Below are 19,932 nucleotides of genomic sequence, written 5' to 3'. Positions count from 1 at the left end.
GGTGAGCCGGCCGGGCGGCCCGTCGCCGGGCCGTTCGCAGATCGCGGGCCGGGGCTGTGACACTGGAGGGGCTCGAAAACCGAGGTGCGCCGCCCCGCGCCTCCTTGCGAATCTAGAGGGATGCCCGCAGTGAGTTCTCCCGTAGCCCGGTCCGCCGATGCCCCCGACATCGCGGAGCTGGCCGCCCGGCTGCCCGAGCTGATGCTCCGCGACCAGCAGCGGATCGGCCGGCGGCTGGACGGCACCCGACGGGTGCGCAGCCCGGAGGCCCGGCAGAAGATCGCCGACGAGCTGGCCGCCGAGATCGCGAAGGCCGAGCTCCGGGTCGAACAGCGCCGCGCCGCGGTGCCGGAGATCGGCTACCCGCAGGAGCTGCCGGTCAGCCAGAAGAAGGACGAGATCCTGGCGGCGATCCGGGACCACCAGGTGGTGATCGTCGCGGGCGAGACCGGCTCCGGCAAGACCACCCAGATCCCGAAGATCTGCCTGGAGCTGGGCCGCGGGGTGAAGGGCCTGGTCGGCCACACCCAGCCGCGCCGGATCGCGGCCCGCACGGTCGCCGAACGGGTGGCCGAGGAGCTGGCGACGCCGCTGGGCGAGGCGGTCGGCTGGAAGGTCCGGTTCACCGACCAGGTCGGCCAGGACACCCTGGTCAAGCTGATGACCGACGGCATCCTGCTCGCGGAGATCCAGACCGACCGCGAGCTGCGCCAGTACGACACGCTGATCATCGACGAGGCGCACGAGCGCAGCCTCAACATCGACTTCCTGCTCGGCTACCTCAAGCAGCTGCTGCCGCGCCGCCCCGACCTCAAGGTCGTGATCACCTCCGCGACGATCGACCCGGAGCGCTTCGCCGCCCACTTCGGCGACGCCCCGATCGTCGAGGTCTCCGGCCGCACCTACCCGGTCGAGGTCCGCTACCGTCCGATCCTCGAAGAAGGCGCCGAGGAGGACGAGGTCGACCGGGACCGCGACCAGGTCCAGGCGATCTGCGACGCGGTGGAGGAGCTCCAGGCGGAGGGCCCGGGCGACGTCCTGGTCTTCCTCTCCGGCGAGCGGGAGATCCGCGACACCGCGGACGCGCTGAACCGGATGAAGCTGAAGTCCACCGAGGTGCTGCCGCTCTACGCCCGGCTCTCCTCGGCCGAACAGCACAAGGTCTTCCAGCGGTCGAACAGCCGGCGCGTGGTGCTCGCCACCAACGTCGCCGAGACCTCGCTGACCGTGCCGGGCATCAAGTACGTGGTGGACCCGGGCACCGCCCGGATCTCCCGCTACAGCCACCGCACCAAGGTGCAGCGGCTGCCGATCGAGGCGATCAGCCAGGCCAGCGCCAACCAGCGCAAGGGCCGCTGCGGCCGCACCTCGGACGGCATCTGCATCCGGTTGTACTCCGAGGAGGACTTCCTCTCCCGTCCGGAGTTCACCGACGCGGAGATCCTGCGCACCAACCTGGCCTCGGTCATCCTGCAGATGACGGCGGCGGGCCTGGGCGACATCGCGGCCTTCCCGTTCCTGGACCCGCCGGACTCGCGGAACATCAAGGACGGCGTCAGCCTGCTGCACGAGCTGGGCGCGCTCGACCCGACGGAGAAGGACCACCGCAACCGGCTCACCCCGCTCGGCCGCAAGCTGGCCCAGCTTCCGGTGGACCCGCGGATGGCCCGGATGGTGCTGGAGGCGGACCGGCTCGGCTGCGTCCGCGACGTCATGGTGATCGCCGCCGCGCTGTCCATCCAGGACCCGCGCGAGCGGCCGGCCGAGAAGCGCCAGGCCGCCGACGACCGGCACCGCCGGTTCAACTCCGAGACCTCGGACTTCCTCTCCTATCTGGCGATGTGGCGCTACGTCAGGGAGCAGCAGCGGGAGCTCTCCTCCTCGGCCTTCCGCCGGATGTGCAAGACCGAGTTCCTCAACTACCTGCGGATACGCGAGTGGCAGGACGTCTACGTCCAGCTGCGGACGGTCGCCAAGCAGCTCGGCGTGACGATCGACGAGCCCCACGAGGACGCCGAGCCGGACGCGGACCGGATCCACCAGGCGCTGCTGTCCGGCCTGCTCTCGCACATCGGCCTGTTCGACGTGGAGAAGCGCGAGTACGGCGGCGCCCGCGGCGCCCGGTTCGCGGTCTTCCCCGGGTCGGGCCTGTTCAAGAAGCCGCCGCGCTGGGTGATGTCCGCCGAGCTGGTGGAGACCTCGCGGCTGTGGGCGCGGATCAACGCGAAGATCGAGCCCGAGTGGGTGGAGCCGCTGGCCGCCCACCTGATCAAGCGGTCGTACAGCGAGCCGCACTGGGAGAAGAAGGCCGGCGCGGTGCTGGCGTACGAGAAGGTGACCCTGTACGGGATGCCGGTCGTCGCCCAGCGCAAGGTGAACTACGGCCGGATCGACCCGGAGCTGTGCCGCGAGCTGTTCATCCGCAACGCCCTGGTCGAGGGCGACTGGGAGACCCACCACCGCTTCTTCGCGGAGAACCGCAAGCTGCTGGGCGAGGTCGAGGAGCTGGAGAACCGGGCCCGCCGCCGGGACATCCTGGTGGACGACCAGACCCTGTTCGACTTCTACGACGCCCGGCTGCCGGAGGGGATCGTCTCCACCCGGCACTTCGACTCCTGGTGGAAGAAGGCCCGGCACGAGCAGCCGGACCTGCTGAACTTCGAGAAGTCGATGCTCATCAACGAGTCGGCCGACGGCGTCACCGAGGCCGACTACCCGGACCACTGGCAGCAGGGCGCGCTGCGCTTCCTGCTGACCTACCAGTTCGAGCCGGGCAGCGACGCGGACGGCGTCACCGTGCACATCCCGCTGCCGGTGCTCAACCAGGTCACCGACGAGGGCTTCGACTGGCAGATCCCGGGCCTGCGGGCCGAGCTGGTCACCGCCTACATCCGCTCGCTGCCGAAGGCGGTCCGGCGCAACTTCGTGCCGGCGCCGGACTTCGCGGCGGCCGCGCTGCGGCAGGTGAAGGACCGCCAGGAGCCGCTGCTGCCGACCCTGGAGCGGATCCTGCACCGGATGGGCGGGGTGGTGATCCCGCCGGAGGCCTGGGACGACGAGCGGGTACCGGACCACCTCAAGGTCACCTTCCGGGTGGTCGACGGCCGCAAGAAGCTCGCCGAGTCCAAGGACCTGGAGGAGCTGCGCCGGTCGCTGCAGCCGAAGCTGTCGGCGACGCTGTCCAGCGCCGCCTCCGGCCGGGGCATCGAGCAGACCGGGCTGACCGCCTGGCCGGCCGGGCTGCCGGTGCTGCAGCGGACCTTCGAGCAGCGCTCGCGCGGCCACTCGGTGCGGGCGTACCCGGCGCTGGTGGACGAGGGCGACTCGGTGGCGGTGCGGCTGTTCGACACCCCTGAGGCCCAGGAGCAGGCGATGTGGGCGGGCACCCGCCGGCTGCTGATGCTCCGGGTGAACTCCCCGGCGAAGTCGATCCAGGGCCGGCTGGGCAACCAGGCGAAGCTCGCCCTCTCGTACAACCCGCACGGGTCGATCCCCGCGCTGTTCGAGGACGTGGTCGGGGCGTCGGTCGACCGGCTGATGGAGCTGAACGGCGGACCGGCCTGGGACGAGGCGGCGTTCACCGCGCTGTTCGACAAGGTCCGGGCGGACCTGTACGAGCTGTCGGCGGACACCACGCTGAAGACCGCGACGGCGCTGATCGCCTTCCACCGGGCGTCGACCCGGTTGAAGTCGGTCTCCAGCCCGGTGCTGCTCAACGCGGTCAACGACGTCCGGCTGCACCTGGCCTCGCTGGTGCACCCGGGCTTCGTGACCGGGACGGGCTGGCAGCGGCTGCCGGACCTGAAGCGCTACCTGCTGGCGGTGGACCGCCGGCTGGAGGCGCTGCCGGACCACCCGCAGCGGGACGCCCAGAACCTGCTGAAGGTGCAGGCCGTCCAGCAGGCCTACGGGGAGCTGCTGGCCCGGGTGCCGGAGGGCCGTCGGCCGTCGCCGGAGGTCCGGGCGGTCCGCTGGATGATCGAGGAGCTGCGGGTGAGCTTCTTCGCCCAGGGGCTGGGCACGCCGGCGCCCGTCTCGGAGAAGCGCATCCTCAAGGCGATGGACGCCGCGGCGGCCACGCTCTGACCCCCGGCGGGCCCGGTCCGGCGGACGCCGGGGCGGGCCCGCGCGGCCGGTTCGACCTGGGGCCCCGCAATGCAGTACGATCTGTCTTGTTCGCGAGCGAGAGCAAGCGAACGGATCAGAAATCTCTGGTCCCGTGGAGCAGTTGGTTAGCTCGCCACCCTGTCAAGGTGGAGGTCGCGGGTTCAAGTCCCGTCGGGATCGCAGTACAGGCAGAGGCCCGGAGCCGTAAGGTTCCGGGCCTCTGGCGTTCGCGCGACCGGATCACTGACGCCGGGTCAGCCCCTACACCCCTCCAGGTCTAGACCTCAAGATAACGACAGCGTGACAGTCGTCACTTATCCGTTCTTGAGATCGGACACCGGGACCCCCCTCCCCGAGGGAGGGAATTTAATATGTAAAATTGCACATGCATTCCCGGTAATTCCCCCCACCCCCACCGGCCCCACCGGGAATGGCTGATTCCGGCATGCCGAAGGGCCGTCCCCCCGACCCGGCGGAGTCGGGGACACGGCCCTTCGAGAAATCCCCTGAGACCTGTCAGGCCTCGGTTCGCTGAGCCGGAATCCCGGCCAGCAGAGCACGCACCTCGGCCTCGCGGTAGCGGCGGTGGCCGCCCAGCGTGCGAATGGACGTGAGCTTGCCCGCCTTGGCCCAGCGAGTGACCGTCTTGGGGTCAACGCGGAACATGGTGGCAACCTCCGCCGGCGTCAGCAGAGGTTCAGCGTCAGGGGTACGAGCGGTCATGAGCGGCCTCCTCGGGAGAACCGAACCAGGGCGGTTCTATCCTTCAAATTCTGCACCTTGACCCGCGATGCCCGAAATGGCACACACGGACCGAGTCGGTTATAGGACGAACGGCTTGTCCTGATGTCTACAACTACACCATCCGTCCAGCCCCATCGGCCAAACCGCCTAAATTGGCCCCTCAGGGGTTCAAGCGAGACGGATGGCCATGGACCATCCCATAACGGACAGTCACGTTTCCGTGACGTCCGGTGACGGGACGACCAGACCCTCCGCTTCCCTACAAAGTACGCACCACCGTCAGATCGACCCAGAAGTGGACACACCAGGTTGAACTTGGGCTGGTTGTCCCATTTTTGCATATAGGGGTAAGTTCGCGTCAACGGTGAGTAGTGTCACGTTCCTGGGGGATTGACCGGGTCGGGACGTCGGCCCCCGGCGCAAGGGCCGAAGGTCCCTCCCTCCCCTACCCCCGTCCGACCCCGGCTACCCGGCTCGGCTGACCCGGCGTCAGCTGGCGTACCGCAGGGCCAGCACCCTGCGCCAACGCGCCGTCACCGCCTCGTAGGCCCGCACCGCGGCCGCGGTGTCCCCGGCCCGGAGCGCGCCGATGCCGGCCTCGACCTCGGCCACCGAGCGCTCGGCCGCCAGCCCCTCGGCCCCGAGCAGGTGCACCAGGCCCCCGTAGTCGAGCTCCACCAGCGAACGCGGGTGGAACTCCTCCAGCCACCGGCCGACCTGTTCCACGCCCAGCACCAGCTCGTGGCCGGGCCCGCCCTGCGACCCGGGCACGGCCGTCCGCAGCGCCCGGTAGCCGCGGGCCACCCGCCGGCGCGCCTGCGCCATCGGCGTCAGGTAGAAGAGGGAGGCCGGCACCGGCCGGTCCCCGGCCGTGCGCCCGGGCCCGGCCGGGACGAACCGGCGGTCCTCCTCCCCGAACGGCAGGCACCAGCGGACGGGCACCTCCCAGCGCGAGGTGAGGATCCACGGCCGGGCGTCCGGGTGCGCCGTCCGCCAGCGGGCCTGGTCGGCCTCCGCCTCGGCCCGGACGGCCGGCGGCAGCACGGTGTCCAGCAGGAAGGCCGGCAGGGCGGCGCGGAGCTCCTCCATCGCCTGCCAGCTGCGCAGCCGGGTCGTCCACGGGCAGATGTAGGTGACCCGGTCGACGACCCGCACCAGGGCCCGGCGGCTCTCCCGGTCGGGCAGTGCCCCCGGGGTCCGCCCGGCCAGCTCGGCGAGAGCCTGCCGCTGCTCGGCCAGGGCGGCCTCGGCGACCGGTTCGGCGGGCCCCTCGGCGTCCGGGCCGTGCTCCGCCGCGTACGCCTGCCAGCGGGCCCGCTCCGGCTCCGGATAGGCGGCCAGCGGCTCGTACACCCGCAGCTGGGCGGCGTAGGGCGGGAGCACCGAAGTGCGCACGGCGGTCACACCCGGCATCGTCGCACGGCCCGGGGGCCGCCGGGGAGGGTGCCGTCCGGGGCCCGCCGTCGTTATCTCCATGGGACCGTCAGGGGGCAGATCGGGCGACGGACCCGGGGCTAGGCTTCGACCAGACGCCCGCACCACCGCCGCGGGCCCACGAATACTGGAGTCACCACAGTGACCGACGTACACACCGCGTCCGCCGCGCACCCCGCATCAGGAGTGCTCAGCAGGATCTTCGCGACCGGGCAGGACGCTGCCCCCGGGGACGGCCACGAGCAGGTCGTCCTCTGCCACGACCGGTCCACCGGTCTCAAGGCGATCATCGCCATCCACTCCACCGCGCTGGGCCCCGCCCTCGGCGGCACCCGCTTCCACCAGTACGACTCCGAGGAGGAGGCGCTGGAGGACGCGCTGCGACTGTCCCGCGGCATGAGCTACAAGAACGCGCTGGCCGGTCTGGACCTCGGCGGCGGCAAGGCAGTGATCATCGGCAACCCTGCCCCCAGCGCGGAGGGCGGTGACAAGAACGAGGCGATGCTCCGCGCGTACGGCCGCTTCGTCGAGTCGCTGCAGGGGCGCTACGTCACCGCGTGCGACGTGGGCACCTACGTCCAGGACATGGACGTGGTGGCCCGTGAGACCCGCTTCGTCACCGGCCGCTCCCCCGAGTACGGCGGCGCGGGCGACTCCTCGGTGCTGACCGCGTTCGGCGTCTTCCAGGGCATGCGCGCCTCGGCCAAGGCCCGCTGGGGCCAGCCCACCCTGCGCGGCAAGCGGGTCGGCGTGGCCGGCGTCGGCAAGGTCGGCCACTACCTCGTCGGCCACCTGGTCGCCGACGGCGCCACCGTGGTGGTCACGGACGTCTCCGAGGCGGCCGTGAACCGGGTGCGCGCGGCCCACCCGGAGGTCGAGGTGGCCGGCGACACCGCCGCGCTGCTGGCGTCCGGCCTGGACGTCTACGCCCCCTGCGCGCTGGGCGGCGCGCTGGACGACGCGACCGTCGGCCTGCTGGGCTCGACCGGCACCGCGATCGTCTGCGGCGCGGCCAACAACCAGCTGGCGCACGCCGGCGTGGAGAAGGACCTGGCCGACCGCGGCATCCTCTACGCGCCGGACTACCTGGTGAACTCGGGCGGCGTGATCCAGGTCGCCGACGAGATCGAGGGCTTCAACTTCGACCGCGCCAAGAACAAGGCGACCAAGATCTTCGACACCACCCTGGAGATCTTCACCCGGGCCGCCGCCGACGGCGTGCCGCCGGCGGTCGCCGCCGACCGGCTCGCGGAGAAGCGCATGCGGGAGGTGAGCGCCCTGCGCTCGATCCTGCTCCCGGGCGCCCGCCGGTCCTGATCGACCGTGTGCGGTGGTCCGGAGGGGGGCGGAGCGGCTCCGCCCCCCTCCGGATCACAATGTGGAACCGGATTCTCACTTCGTAGCCCGATCGGGCGATACCGAACCCTCTGGCGAGGGATAATCGGAACCGTAACGACGGGCCCGGGTACGCTCCGGGCAGCCTGCAGAAGCCCGAGAAACCTCCTGTGACCTGGAAAGACCCGGTTTCGGAGGTCGGCCGTGCGCGCCACGTCACACGCGCGACGTACCGTCCGGCGGCGGAAACAGGTACCGTTAATGCTCCAAGGGACGGCTCTCCCACTCCGGGCAGGCCGCTCCTGATCATGAACACGTGTCAGACTCGGGGCCGTGAGCCCCATCGTTGAGGGGGTCGACCCATGGGGCGCGGCCGGGCCAAGGCCAAGCAGACGAAGGTCGCCCGCGAGCTGAAGTACAACAGCGGCGGGTTCGACGCGAACCGTCTGTCTCATGAGCTGGGCGTATCTCCGTCCACCGCGATCGAGCCTGAGCCGATCGAGGAAGACGAGGACGACCCCTACGCGGCGTATGCGGATCTCTACGCCGACGAGGACGAGGACGACGAGGACACCGCCGACAACGGTCACTCCCGCCGCCGAGCCTGACAGCACGCACGAGACCGGCCCGGCGCTCATCGAGCGCCGGGCCGGTCTTCGGCGTGTCCGCGGCCGTGCGACGGCCCGGGCGGGCCCGCAGCGGGGCTCCCGGGCCTCGGTCGGCCCGCCCACACCGGGCGGGCCCACCGGACGGGCTCAGGCGAGGGTGAGGCCCTCGTAGGAGTTGTAGAGCGCGGCGCCGCCGTCGTGCTCGTCGGTGCGGTCGACCACGTCGCCCAGCAGCCAGGCCTCCACGCCGCGGTCCTCCAGCAGCGCGAGGACCACGTCCACCGAGGACGGCGGGACGACGGCGACCATGCCGACGCCCATGTTGAGGGTCTTCTCGATCTCCAGCGCCTTCATCCGGCCGACCTCGGCGACGGTCTGGAAGACCGGCATCGGCGTCCAGGTGCCGCGGTCCAGGCGGGCGTGCAGGCCGTTCGGGATGACCCGGGCCAGATTGGCCGCCAGGCCGCCGCCGGTGACGTGCGAGAAGGCGTGGATCTCGGTGGCGCGGGCCAGGGCCAGGCAGTCCAGCGAGTAGATCCGGGTGGGCTCCAGCAGCTCCTCGCCGAGGGTGCGGCCGAACTCCTCGACCTGGCGGTCGAGCTTCCAGCCGGCCTGGTTGAGCAGCACGTGGCGGACCAGCGAGTAGCCGTTGGAGTGCAGGCCCGAGGCGGCCATCGCGATGACCACGTCGCCGGCCCGGACGCGGTCCGCACCGAGCAGGGCGTCCGCCTCGACGACACCGGTGCCGGCGCCCGCGACGTCGTACTCGTCCGGGCCGAGCAGGCCCGGGTGCTCGGCGGTCTCGCCGCCGATCAGCGCGCAGCCGGCCAGGGCGCAGCCCTCGGCGATGCCCTTGACGATCTGGGCGACCCGCTCCGGGACGACCTTGCCGACGCAGATGTAGTCGGTCATGAACAGCGGCTCGGCGCCGCAGACCACCAGGTCGTCGACGACCATGCCGACCAGGTCGTGGCCGATGGTGTCGTGCTTGTCCATCGCCGAGGCGAGGGCGACCTTGGTGCCGACGCCGTCGGTGGCGGTGGCCAGCAGCGGACGCTCGTAGCGCTTGAAGGCGGAGGCGTCGAAGAGCCCGGCGAAGCCGCCGAGGCCACCGACCACCTCGGGGCGGTTCGCCTTCTTCACCCACTGCTTCATGAGCTCGACGGCGCGGTCGCCGGCCTCGATGTCGACACCTGCGGCGGCGTAGGTCGCGCCGCCCTCGTTGCTGGTCACCTTGGTGTGGCCCTTTCAGAAACGGTTAAACCCGTGGGGGCGCGGGGGCTGCGCGGTCGGCCGGGCGGCTCCGTGGAGCGCCCGGCCGCGCAGTGCCCCGCGCCCCGGGTGGTACATCGTGCTACGGCCGTCGGAGCGCGTCCGCCGCGCCGTGCCCGCCGATCAGGGACTGGACGCCGTCCAGGTCACTGGTCGGCTTGCCGCGGACGGCCGGCGGCTGCTGGCTGCCGGCGATCTCGGCCTCCAGGAGCAGCTTGCCGAGCAGGGCCGGGTCCGGCAGCTCCATCGGGTACTCGCCGTCGAAGCAGGCCCGACAGAGCTTGTCCTTGGGCTGCTTGGTCGCCTCGATCATGCCGTCGATCGAGATGTACGCCAGCGAGTCGGCGCCCAGCGTGCGGCCGATCTCCTCGATCGTCATGCCGTTGGCGATCAGCTCCGCGCGGGTGGCGAAGTCGATGCCGAAGAAGCACGGCCACTTGACCGGCGGCGAGGAGATCCGGATGTGGACCTCGGCCGCGCCCGCCTCGCGGAGCATCTTGACCAGGGCGCGCTGGGTGTTGCCGCGGACGATGGAGTCGTCGACGACCACCAGGCGCTTGCCCCGGATGACCTCCTTGAGCGGGTTCAGCTTGAGCCGGATGCCGAGCTGGCGGATGGTCTGGCTGGGCTGGATGAAGGTGCGGCCCACGTAGGCGTTCTTCACCAGGCCGGAGCCGTAGGGGATGCCGCTGGCCTCGGCGTAGCCGATGGCGGCCGGCGTGCCGGACTCCGGGGTCGCTATCACCAGGTCGGCCTCGACGGGCGCCTCGGCGGCCAGCTTGCGGCCCATCTCCACGCGGGAGAGGTGCACGTTGCGGCCGGCGATGGAGGTGTCGGGGCGGGCCAGGTAGACGTACTCGAAGACGCAGCCCTTGGGCTTGGCCTCGGCGAAGCGCGAGGTGCGCATCCCCTGCTCGTCGACGGCGATGAGCTCGCCGGGCTCGACCTCGCGGATGAACGAGGCGCCGACGATGTCGAGGGCCGCCGTCTCGGAGGCGACCACCCAGCCGCGCTCCAGCCGGCCGAGGACCAGCGGGCGGATGCCCTGCGGGTCGCGGGCGGCGTAGAGCGTGTGCTCGTCCATGAAGACGAGCGAGAAGGCACCCTTGACCTGGGGCAGGACCTTCCGGGCGGTCTCCTCGATGGAGAGGTCCGGGTGGCCGGCGAGCAGCGCGGTCACCAGGTCGGTGTCGTTGGTCGCCGCCGTGCGGCCGGAGCGGGAGACGTGCTCCTCGCCGGGCAGCTCGGCGACCATGGCCGCCAGTTCGGCGGTGTTCACCAGGTTTCCGTTGTGGCCGAGGGCCAACGACCCGTGAACGGTCGCACGGAAGGTCGGCTGGGCGTTCTCCCAGACCGACGAGCCTGTTGTCGAGTAGCGGGCATGTCCGACGGCGATGTGCCCGTGCAACGACCCCAGGGAGGTCTCGTCGAAGACCTGGGAGACGAGTCCCATGTCCTTGAAGACGAGAATCTGGGAGCCGTTGCTCACTGCGATGCCCGCGGATTCCTGACCGCGGTGCTGCAGGGCATAGAGGCCGAAGTACGTGAGCTTGGCGACCTCCTCGCCGGGAGCCCAGACACCGAAGACGCCGCAAGCGTCCTGGGGGCCTTTCTCGCCGGGAAGAAGATCGTGGTTGAGTCGTCCGTCACCACGTGGCACGTCTTCGAGTCTAGGACAGTTCCGCACGCCTTCCCGAACAGGGGAGTCCGGGATTATCGGCCGAACCGACGGCAACGCGCGTAGACAAAACCCCTTACACGGCGTGCCATTTCTCCGGCGCGTTTTCCGCCGATCGGCGCACTCCCTTGTCACGCGCGCTCTCCGGGGCGCGGACCCGCCTGACGGGGCGTCGGCGCCCGGGGCCCGGCGTGATCCTGCTCACCCGGCGGGCAGCAGCAGCGCCCAGGCCCCCGGGTGCACCGTCCACGTCCGATGCCGGACCGGTCCGACGGGGCAGCCGTCCGCGCTGTAGCCGAAGCTCCGACCGGCCACGCTGAGCGCGGTGGCGCGCAGCCGGCGCTCCGCCCCGGCGGTGCGGATGACCAGCTCCAGCTCGCCGCCGACCGGCCTGGCCGCCAGCAGCCGGATGCGCTCGTGGACGTCGGCGAGCAGCCGGCCGTCCGCCTCGACCCGCATCGGGGTGGACTCCGGGTCGGGGACGGTCGCCTGGTCGGGCGCAGCCCGTTTCGCCCATAGCGAACGCAGGGACGGCAGGGCCCTGCGGGGTTCCGCGCCGATCCGCAACTCGGCGAGCACCACCCCGCCGCCGTCGTCCACCACCAGGTCGAGCTTGCGCGGGGCGCCTCCGAGCACCGCCCGGGCGGCGGCCACCGGCTGCTCCGGCACCCCGAGGGAGCGGCAGGCGAGGAGGGCGCCGGCCGGCCCGACCGGAACCACTCCGACCGGATCCGTGCCCAGGTCACGCTGCCGGTGCAGGGCCTGGAGCACCTTGTGCACGGCCTGGTCGGAGCCGATCACGACCGGTCTGCGACGACCCCGGTGGGACAGCACGCGGTCGAGTTCGGACCGGCTCTCGGGCAGCACGACCTTCGCGTCGGCGCCTCCGCACAGCACGTCCCGGGCGATCCGCACCGACTCGCCGTCGGCCCGGCCGGCCGCCGGGTCGACCAGCACCAGCAGCGGCTCCCCCGCACCGCGTCCGTCGGGGCGGGATGCGGGCGTGGACAGGGACGACACGACCGGTCCTTCCTCAGGTAATCTCTCGGTGCAAGAGCCCCTTGCGCTATTGCGCCAGGGGCTTCGTCTATCTCGGGGCAGACTGCGGTCCTCCGCAGGATGCCCCAACCGGAAGGGGTGTACGCCTGTGCCGGCACTCGTGCTCGTTGGTGCCCAGTGGGGAGACGAGGGCAAGGGGAAGGCTACTGACCTCCTCGGTGGCTCCGTCGACTACGTCGTCCGCTACCAGGGCGGCAACAACGCCGGTCACACGGTGGTCATCGGCGACCAGAAGTATGCCCTCCACCTGCTGCCTTCCGGCATCCTCAGCCCGAACGTGACTCCGGTCATCGGCAACGGCGTCGTCATCGACCCGGGCGTGCTGCTCTCCGAGCTGAACGGCCTGAACGAGCGCGGCATCGACACCTCCAAGCTGCTGATCTCGGGCAACGCCCACCTGATCACGCCGTACCACCGCACCCTGGACAAGGTCACCGAGCGCTTCCTCGGCAAGCGCCGGATCGGCACCACCGGCCGCGGCATCGGCCCGACCTACGCGGACAAGATCAACCGCGTCGGCATCCGGGTGCAGGACCTCTTCGACGAGTCGATCCTCAGCCAGAAGATCGAGGCGGCGCTGCACGACAAGAACCAGATCCTGGTCAAGCTCTACAACCGCCGCGCCGTGCCGGCCGAGCTGGTGCTGGAGGAGTACCTCGGCTACGCCGAGAAGATCCGCCCGTTCCTGGCCGACACCACCCTCGTCCTGGACGAGGCGCTGAAGGCCGGCAAGGTCGTCCTGCTGGAGGGCGGCCAGGGCACCCTGCTGGACGTCGACCACGGCACGTACCCCTTCGTGACCTCGTCGAACCCGACCTCCGGCGGCGCGTGCACCGGCTCCGGCATCGGCCCCACCAAGATCGACCGGGTCATCGGCATCCTCAAGGCGTACACCACGCGCGTCGGCTCGGGCCCGTTCCCGACCGAGCTGCTGGACGAGGACGGCGAGGCGCTGCGCCGGATCGGCGGCGAGCGCGGTGTCACCACCGGCCGCGACCGCCGCTGCGGCTGGTTCGACGCGGTGATCGCCCGCTACGCGACCCGCGTCAACGGCCTCACCGACTTCTTCCTGACCAAGCTGGACGTGCTCACCGGCTGGGAGCAGATCCCGGTCTGCGTGGCGTACGAGATCGACGGCCGCCGGGTCGAGGAGCTCCCGTACAACCAGTCGGACTTCCACCACGCGAAGCCGATCTACGAGACCCTGCCCGGCTGGAGCGAGGACATCTCGAAGGCGCAGACCTTCGGCGACCTGCCGAAGAACGCGCAGGCCTACGTGAAGGCCCTGGAGGAGATGTCCGGCGCACCGATCTCGGCGATCGGCGTCGGCCCGGGCCGCACCGAGACCATCCAGATCAACTCCTTCATCTGACGGCGGCTCCCGGAACGCCTCCGGGACGCCCGACGGAGGGCCCCGCGCCGATCCCGGTGCGGGGCCCTTCCGCATGCCCGAAGACCGTTGCACTAGTGCATAATTGGATTGCACCTAGTGCAGAACGGGTCTATCGTCGGCGCATGACCGCGAAGCTGCCCGCACCGACCGTCCTGACCGGCCGCCACGTCCGGCTGGAGCCGCTGACCCCCGGCCACGTGCCGGACCTGTTCGCCGCGAGCGGCGGCGACGAGGAGGTCTGGCGCTGGCTGCCGCACGGGGCGCCGGCCACCGAGGAGGAGATGGCCGCGAACGTCGCCGGTCGGCTCGCCGAGGCGGCCTCGGGCGGCTGCGTGCCCTTCGCCGTCGTCGCCACGGCGGACGGCCGGGCCGTCGGCGTCACCTGCTACCTGGACTTCAGCGCGCGCGACGAACTCGTGGAGATCGGCGGCACCTGGTACGCCCGGCGGGCCTGGCGCACCGCGGTGAACACCGAGTCCAAGGTAGTTCTCTCTTAGAGACGCACGTATATCGTGTGATCATCAGAGGGGGTCGCATGGCGCTGGAAACGTTCGCGGGAGCGCCTGGGCAGCGGGTGTCCTACGAGGGGATGCGGGCGGGCATCTACGCCCGCAAGTCCAACTACGCGGGTAAGAAGAAGTCGAAGCACCGGTCGGTCGCGGAGCAGCTCGAAGCGTCGCACGCGGACGCCGGCCGGCTCGGCGTGACGGTTGACCTGGGATGCGAGTACGTCGATGACGGCATCTCGGCGTCGCGTTACGGCCGTGGCGAGCGTGACGAGTTCGAGCGGCTGCTCGACGACATTGCGCACCGCCGGCTCGACATGGTGATCTCGTGGGCATCGACCCGGCTGCAGCGTGACTTGGCGGTGTACGTCCGTCTGCGGGACGCGTGCGCCGCTGCTGGCGTGTTGCTGGTCTACGGTGGTCGCGTCTACGACATGGCGTCGAAGGATGACCGGTTCCGGACCGGCCTCGATGCACTGGTCGGCGAGCGCGAGGTCGACGAGCTTCGGGACAACGTCAAGCGGTCGCTTCGCGCGAACGCTGCGAACGGCCGGCCGCACGGTCCGACCCCGTACGGGTACAGGCGCGTCTACGACGAGCGCACTGGCGCGTTTGTCGAGGTCGTGCTGCAGGAGGACGAGGCGCCGGTCGTCCGGTTCATCTGCACCCGGTACGCCGACGGCGACGGGCCGGCCAAGATCAGGCGGGAGCTGGAGGCGAAGAGGATTCCACCGCCGGCCGAGCGGTGGACCGCGAAGCAGGTCGAGACGGTCGCCTTGGGTCCGGTGAGGGATCACCCGATGCACGCCGAGATCCGGGCAGAGGCCAACAGCCGCTTGCTCCGAGACGAGGAGCCTGCGGCAAGCATCGCCGCCGACTTCAACGAGCGGGCCCTGCCGGCCGTGGCCGCGGAGTGGAACACGTGGACGATCAAGAAGATCGCGAATGACCCCCGTTACCTGGGCATTCGGGTAAGCCATGGCGTCGCGACCAAAGAGAACGCGTGGCCGGCCATCATCGACCCGTCAACACACGCGCGCTGCTTGGCGATCAGCACGAAGCGCGCGTCGACACGGGAAGGTTCTCGACCGACCGCCGCAGCACACTGGCTCTCGGGCATCGGGCGCTGCCACAAGTGCACTTTCATCTTCTACACCGGCAGCCGCCGGCACCGGACGATCGACCCGGAAACCGGCGAGGGCAAGCAGGTCACCCAGTACAAGTGCAAGACGCCGGGACACGGGGAGACCAAGGGCTTCCACTTCTCGCTCGACGTCGAGCTCGTCGACAAGTACGTCGCGGGCCAGATGTTTGACTGGCTGTCAGAGCCGAAGTGGTTCGCGGCCTACCTTGCGGCCGACGAGAAGCGGGCGAAGAAGCACGCCGACAAGCAGGCCGAGCTCACGATCCTTCAGACACGCCTGCGTGCGTTCTACAAGTCGGCAGCGGCCGGCGAGATCTCTCCGGCGGCGCTGGCCGCGATCGAGGATGATCTCGAACCCAAGATCAAGGAGGCGGAGAAGGAGTTGACGACCCTGCGAGTGCCTCCGGTCGTCAAGGACATCGCCGTCGGGAGTCGCGAGGACGTCGCGAAGGCTTGGAAGCAGCTTGACTTGGAGCAGCAACGCCTCATCGCCGCGGCCTTGCTTGATGTCCGGCTGAAGAGTCCGGGGCAGGGCGTTCGGCCCACGGCCGAGACCATCGAGCGGTATGTGGTCGTCACCCCGAAGGGGATGACGCTCGGGGCATAGCCCCGAACAGCCAACGGGCCGCACAGCGTTCGCTGTGCGGCCCGTTGGCGTCGCCGGGGAACCTCATTAACAGTCGCCCCCTTGGCTCGACTCTGGGCCGCGGTCAATCAGTCCGTTGAGCGCAACCTCGATGGCGGTTGCGCCTGTTGGCGTGATGTGTCGGTCGTCAACCGCGAGGACGAGGTCCTCGTCGGTTGCCCGGACGACGGCCGGGGCGCCGGGGTCGAGTCGGGTGCGGCAGACCTTGATCATGCGGTTGGTTCCCCCTTAGAGCATGCCTCGCATGCCCGATTCGTACACAGTTACGAATCGGGCCTGCACACACTACCGTCGGGAAAGCCGCAGGTCACTCATGTTCGGTTGCGTGTTCAATCACTAGTTACGCACAGAACCTGACGCCCAGTTCCTCAAAAGCTCCTCGACCTTCGGCATGTCCGCCGGTCGTAGTCCCGGCACGTGGGCGACGACTACGGCCGCGCTTGGGGTGGTGGCGTCGAACGGGTCGCCGGCGGTCAGTCCGATGTACTGCTCGGCGGCTGCGGCCTGCACCTCTCGGAGGTCGCGACCTATTGCCGCGGCAACAGCTCTGACGATCCAGGGGGCGATCTTGACCGGCTCGCCGTTGGCGATCTTCCACAGGGAGTTGTGAGTGAGGCCCTGCCCGGTCTGCGGGTCAATGGCACTCTCGGCCAGTCGCCGATAGGTCACGCCGTCTGCTGCTGCCGCTTCGCGCACCATGTCGGCGAACGGGGTCGATTCCCACATCAGTTCTCATCTCCGTTCGTGTCGCGTTACGCGAACACACCCATTGAAGCGCACATGCCGCTGGTTGAACCAATCGTGATATGGCGTTGACGTGCAGTATTGGCCGTCCTAGGTTCGTAGCTGTCTCGAAACGGAGACAAGCGCAACGGCCTGAGCTGCAAGTTCCAGCGTTCCCCTTGTCTTCGTTCCGTAACAGAGTCAAGGGGGAGTAGATGTCTAACCGTGACCGTGTCGCCCGGTCTGCACACCTGCACGCGTGGCCAGATCCCACCGATGAGCAGCTCTCGCTCGTCGCTCGCATCCTGGGGCCGCATGTTCTCAGGGCACGAGCCGAGCGGCTCGCCGCCGAACAGGCTGCCGCGGAACAGGCCGCCCAGCCCAGCGTCGAGCGGATCGCGGCATGAGCGCGGGGCAGGTTGTCGAGTTTCTCGGGCCGCCGCCCGCGGCGGAGACCAAGCACGGCAGGATCGCGCGGGCTCTGCGGGATCGGCCGTCTGAGTGGGCGGTCGTCCAGCGGTCGGCCAGCATCACCCGGGCCGCGTCCGCGGCGCAGGCGATCCGGTCCGCGAAGCTCGGGGCGTACGAGCCCGCCGGCGCCTTTCAGGCCGTTGCGCGGACCGTCGAGGGCGAACACCGGGTCTACGCCCGGTGGATCGGCGAGCCGAGCCGACCGGCCGTGGTCGGGGGTGAAGCCGCGTGATCCGCGCCGAACTCCACCCGGACGGCTACACGGTCCGGCTCGACGTGACCGATGGGGCCGAGCGGCTGCTCGACCTGGTCGCGCTCGCGTTCGCTGCCGACGAGCAGCTCGTCGGCGAGCGACTTCGCGAGCTCGCCATCGCGGCAGCTCACCACCGGGCCCGGGCGCTCGACCCGCACGGGAGCGACTACGGCCTCGACTGGGCCGGCGCTGCGCTCGACGCCTCCCGAGACCGGGCTCGTGCCGGGGTGCGCTCCGCTCTGCTGCGTTGGGCGGTCCGCCGCCGGCGCGCGGCCGTGATGCGCCGCCGGCGGGCCGAGCTCGTCGACCTGCTGCCGGCCGGCGACGGCCTGCTCGCCGCCGATCTCTCCTACCGGGCCGCGGTCGGGCTCGGCGAGCAGCTGCAGCAGCTTGCGGCGCGCACGGTTGCCGGCCGCCGCCACATCGAACTGGAGTACGAGCAATGAGCGTGCACGCCCTTCCGCGAGCCCGCCCACTGTTCCTGGCCGCTGCCGTGGTCGCCGACGACGTCGAGGAAGTGCGGCGGATCTGGCGGGCGGCGCAGGCCGCCGGAGAGCCGCGGTGGTACCTCGACCTGATCGCGCGCGTCGGGCGACGCCGCGCCGGGGTCGGCGAGTCGTCGAGGGCGGTCGCGTGAGCAGCCGGACCGCCGTCGAGGACATCGTCGAGACGCCGCTGCAGCTCGCCATCGACGGGACCACACACCCCTACCCGACCCACGCCGCGCCTCCGCGCCAGCGGCGCCGGCCGCGGGTGCTGCCGATCGTCGAGGACCGGCCTACTCCGGGGCCCGGCCAGCTCGACGGGCTCGGCGTCGCCTCGTGAGCCCGCTCTGCGCGGCCGGCCGCATCTCGTGCGGCCGGCCTGCCCGCCCGTATCCATGCGGGCCGCGCTGTGACCGGCACACGCCGGCCGCGGTCGCCAACCGCCCCGCACCGCCATCCGTCCCGAACCACCCAAGGGGGAAACCACGTTGAGTCACGCCGCCCGAGATTGGGTGTGGGAGGAGTCTCGCGCCCGCGGCACGGCCCGCCTCGTGCTGCTGTCGCTCGCCGAGCACGCCGGCCCCGCGTGCACCGCCTACGGCTCGACCCGGAGCCTTGCCGCCCGGACCCGCGCGTCACAGCGGGCCGTCGTCGCGGCCGTCGACACCGCGCTCGCATCCGGCGAGCTGCAGCTCGTCGAGGGCCGGCGCGGTCCCCGCGGTGAGCGCGTCTACCGGCTCCCGCACGCCGTCGGATGGGTGCCCGGGGCCGACTCGGACGGGGGTGCGGATTCTGCTCCCCCGCCGGGCGGGGGGTGCGAAAACTGCACCAGCGGGGGTGCAGAAACTGCAGGGCAGGGGTGCAGTTCCTGCACCGGTGGGGGTGCGGATTCTGCACCCCAGAACCAGAAGGGAACGGGAGTAACGGGAGGGAAGCAGAGTGCGCGCACGCGCACGGGCTCTGCCGCCGCTCGTTCCTCCGCTACCTGCGCTCTGCCTCCCGACTGGCAGCCCGACGACGAACTGATCGGGTGGGCCGCGGTCTCCGGCCACCTGCAGCGGCTCGGCCTCGACGGCATCGACACCGCCACCGCGAAGTGGCTCGCTCACCGCGCGACTGCGCCCGAGCGGACCGCCGGTCAGTGGCGCGCTGACTGGCAGCAGTGGATCGCCCGGGAGCGGCCGGCCCGCGGTCCGCTGCGGGCCATCCCCGGGGGCGCCTCCCGCCCCTCACAGCCAGCTAACCGGAACGCCGCGCTACTGCAGGCCGCGCTCGACGAACTGAACGCCCGAGGGGGTGCCCGATGACACCGGAAGAAGTTGCCGCGCTGCTCGCCTACGTCGCCGAGCTCGACCCGCGCACCGCCAACGCGACCGCAGCCGAGGCCGTCGCGCAGCTGTCCCGGTGGTGCGAGCTGCTGCAGGACGTACCGGCCACCGCGCCCGACGGGTGGGACGCCGCCGCCACGGTTCGCCGGCACGTCGCCGAGTCCCCGTTCCCGATCCTGGCCGTCGACATCACCCGCCCATGGGCCGCGCACCGCCGGTCCCTACTCGCCCGGCACACCGACCCGCGCCCGGCCGTCGACCCCGACAACGTCGCGGCGTACCAGGCCGCGATCCGGGCACAGCGGCAGGCGGTCGCCACTGGGCAGGCCGTGCCGTCCAGCTCGCGGGAGCTGACCGGTGGGCCGCACCCGTCGGTCGCCGGGCAGCTCGGCGTCGGCCGGGCGCTGCCCGCCGGGGCTGCCGAGCAGCTCGCGCCGTTCCGGCCGGTGCGCGCGGCGCGGGAGGCCGCGGCCCGGGCCGGCCATCCGGACGCGCTCACCGTGGCGTGCGAATGGTGCCGGGCGTCGGCCGGTGAGCCGTGCCGACGTCGGACCCATCGCGGGACCGAGCAGGCCGGCACCTGGCACCGCCGAAAGACGCCGCACCCATCCCGCGTCGAGGCCGCCGCGATCCGGCCCGCCGAGCACGCCGCATAGCCGCGGCAAGCCGCCCACAACAAGCGCCCGAACCACCCCGGCAGGCCAAGCCCGAAAGCTCGAACTGTCGCTCACCGTAAGTGAATTCGC

18 protein-coding genes and 1 tRNA gene are annotated in these 19,932 nt (G+C 71.1%); 13 read left to right on the top strand and 6 right to left on the bottom strand.

What is annotated here, in order from left to right:
- Nucleotides 1-120 precede the first annotated feature (120 nt).
- Entirely contained in the window at nucleotides 121-4,086 is a 3,966-nt protein-coding gene (gene hrpA, locus IE98_RS0121450; RefSeq protein ID WP_052390773.1) for an ATP-dependent RNA helicase HrpA, read from the top strand.
- 127 nt (nucleotides 4,087-4,213) lie between these two features.
- A tRNA-Asp gene (locus IE98_RS0121445) sits at nucleotides 4,214-4,287 on the top strand.
- A 336-nt stretch (nucleotides 4,288-4,623) separates the two neighbouring features.
- Here IE98_RS0121445 and bldC read toward each other — a convergent pair.
- Together bldC and IE98_RS0121435 are read right to left on the bottom strand one after the other, a co-directional pair.
- Nucleotides 4,624-4,830 carry a developmental transcriptional regulator BldC gene (gene bldC / locus IE98_RS0121440; protein WP_014137253.1) on the bottom strand — a complete coding sequence of 69 codons (207 nt, stop codon included), beginning with the start codon at nucleotides 4,828-4,830 and terminating at the stop codon, nucleotides 4,624-4,626.
- 510 nt (nucleotides 4,831-5,340) lie between these two features.
- On the bottom strand, nucleotides 5,341-6,264 hold the full coding sequence (locus IE98_RS0121435) for a hypothetical protein (RefSeq protein ID WP_030271254.1): 924 nt from the start codon (nucleotides 6,262-6,264) through the stop codon (nucleotides 5,341-5,343).
- Between the two features lie 162 nt (nucleotides 6,265-6,426).
- On the opposite strand from IE98_RS0121435, the gene IE98_RS0121430 reads away from it, so the two are divergent.
- Both IE98_RS0121430 and IE98_RS0121425 read left to right on the top strand, forming a co-directional pair.
- Entirely contained in the window at nucleotides 6,427-7,602 is a 1,176-nt protein-coding gene (locus IE98_RS0121430) for a Glu/Leu/Phe/Val family dehydrogenase (RefSeq protein WP_030271252.1), read from the top strand.
- 380 nt (nucleotides 7,603-7,982) lie between these two features.
- Nucleotides 7,983-8,228 (top strand): DUF3073 domain-containing protein, encoded by a 246-nt coding sequence (locus tag IE98_RS0121425; protein WP_030271250.1) that lies wholly within the window; start codon nucleotides 7,983-7,985, stop codon nucleotides 8,226-8,228.
- Nucleotides 8,229-8,375: 147 nt separating this feature from the next.
- On the opposite strand, the gene purM is transcribed toward IE98_RS0121425, so the two are convergent.
- The 3 genes from purM to IE98_RS0121410 all read right to left on the bottom strand — a co-directional run bounded on the left by purM (nucleotide 8,376) and on the right by IE98_RS0121410 (nucleotide 12,198).
- Nucleotides 8,376-9,461, bottom strand: a complete 1,086-nt coding sequence (purM, locus tag IE98_RS0121420) for a phosphoribosylformylglycinamidine cyclo-ligase (protein ID WP_030271248.1) — start codon at nucleotides 9,459-9,461, stop codon at nucleotides 8,376-8,378.
- A gap of 121 nt (nucleotides 9,462-9,582) precedes the next feature.
- Nucleotides 9,583-11,160, bottom strand: coding sequence for an amidophosphoribosyltransferase (gene purF / locus IE98_RS0121415; RefSeq protein WP_030271246.1), 1,578 nt, complete (start codon nucleotides 11,158-11,160; stop codon nucleotides 9,583-9,585).
- Nucleotides 11,161-11,379: 219 nt separating this feature from the next.
- A complete protein-coding gene (locus tag IE98_RS0121410) occupies nucleotides 11,380-12,198 on the bottom strand; it encodes an acylglycerol kinase family protein (protein WP_234443618.1) in 819 nt (272 codons plus the stop codon).
- A 127-nt stretch (nucleotides 12,199-12,325) separates the two neighbouring features.
- On the opposite strand from IE98_RS0121410, the gene IE98_RS0121405 reads away from it, so the two are divergent.
- The 3 genes from IE98_RS0121405 to IE98_RS44860 all read left to right on the top strand — a co-directional run bounded on the left by IE98_RS0121405 (nucleotide 12,326) and on the right by IE98_RS44860 (nucleotide 15,887).
- Nucleotides 12,326-13,609 (top strand): adenylosuccinate synthase, encoded by a 1,284-nt coding sequence (locus IE98_RS0121405; RefSeq protein WP_030271243.1) that lies wholly within the window; start codon nucleotides 12,326-12,328, stop codon nucleotides 13,607-13,609.
- Between the two features lie 143 nt (nucleotides 13,610-13,752).
- Nucleotides 13,753-14,127, top strand: coding sequence for a GNAT family N-acetyltransferase (locus tag IE98_RS0121400; RefSeq protein ID WP_052390772.1), 375 nt, complete (start codon nucleotides 13,753-13,755; stop codon nucleotides 14,125-14,127).
- 38 nt (nucleotides 14,128-14,165) lie between these two features.
- Nucleotides 14,166-15,887, top strand: a complete 1,722-nt coding sequence (locus tag IE98_RS44860) for a recombinase family protein (RefSeq protein ID WP_159401007.1) — start codon at nucleotides 14,166-14,168, stop codon at nucleotides 15,885-15,887.
- A gap of 375 nt (nucleotides 15,888-16,262) precedes the next feature.
- Here the strand turns inward: IE98_RS44860 and IE98_RS0121385 are convergent, their stop codons facing one another.
- Nucleotides 16,263-16,652, bottom strand: a complete 390-nt coding sequence (locus tag IE98_RS0121385; protein WP_030271235.1) for a hypothetical protein — start codon at nucleotides 16,650-16,652, stop codon at nucleotides 16,263-16,265.
- A 212-nt stretch (nucleotides 16,653-16,864) separates the two neighbouring features.
- On the opposite strand from IE98_RS0121385, the gene IE98_RS49305 reads away from it, so the two are divergent.
- From IE98_RS49305 to IE98_RS0121350, 6 genes are all read left to right on the top strand, one after another.
- Nucleotides 16,865-17,056 carry a hypothetical protein gene (locus IE98_RS49305; RefSeq protein WP_159401006.1) on the top strand — a complete coding sequence of 64 codons (192 nt, stop codon included), beginning with the start codon at nucleotides 16,865-16,867 and terminating at the stop codon, nucleotides 17,054-17,056.
- Entirely contained in the window at nucleotides 17,053-17,352 is a 300-nt protein-coding gene (locus IE98_RS0121380) for a hypothetical protein (RefSeq protein ID WP_030271233.1), read from the top strand. Before IE98_RS49305 ends, IE98_RS0121380 begins: the two co-directional genes overlap by 4 nt.
- Nucleotides 17,349-17,819 (top strand): hypothetical protein, encoded by a 471-nt coding sequence (locus tag IE98_RS0121375; protein ID WP_030271231.1) that lies wholly within the window; start codon nucleotides 17,349-17,351, stop codon nucleotides 17,817-17,819. Before IE98_RS0121380 ends, IE98_RS0121375 begins: the two co-directional genes overlap by 4 nt.
- A complete protein-coding gene (locus tag IE98_RS0121370) occupies nucleotides 17,816-18,010 on the top strand; it encodes a hypothetical protein (RefSeq protein ID WP_030271230.1) in 195 nt (64 codons plus the stop codon). Before IE98_RS0121375 ends, IE98_RS0121370 begins: the two co-directional genes overlap by 4 nt.
- Nucleotides 18,007-18,198 carry a hypothetical protein gene (locus IE98_RS0121365; protein ID WP_030271228.1) on the top strand — a complete coding sequence of 64 codons (192 nt, stop codon included), beginning with the start codon at nucleotides 18,007-18,009 and terminating at the stop codon, nucleotides 18,196-18,198. Before IE98_RS0121370 ends, IE98_RS0121365 begins: the two co-directional genes overlap by 4 nt.
- A gap of 963 nt (nucleotides 18,199-19,161) precedes the next feature.
- Nucleotides 19,162-19,842: a hypothetical protein gene (locus IE98_RS0121350; RefSeq protein WP_030271226.1), complete on the top strand. Its 681-nt coding sequence runs from the start codon at nucleotides 19,162-19,164 to the stop codon at nucleotides 19,840-19,842.
- Nucleotides 19,843-19,932: the final 90 nt, after the last annotated feature.

It is taken from the genome of Streptomyces sp. NRRL B-24484 (assembly GCF_000717715.1).
Lineage (GTDB): Bacteria > Actinomycetota > Actinomycetes > Streptomycetales > Streptomycetaceae > Kitasatospora.
This window is presented reverse-complemented; position numbering and strand designations above follow the sequence as displayed.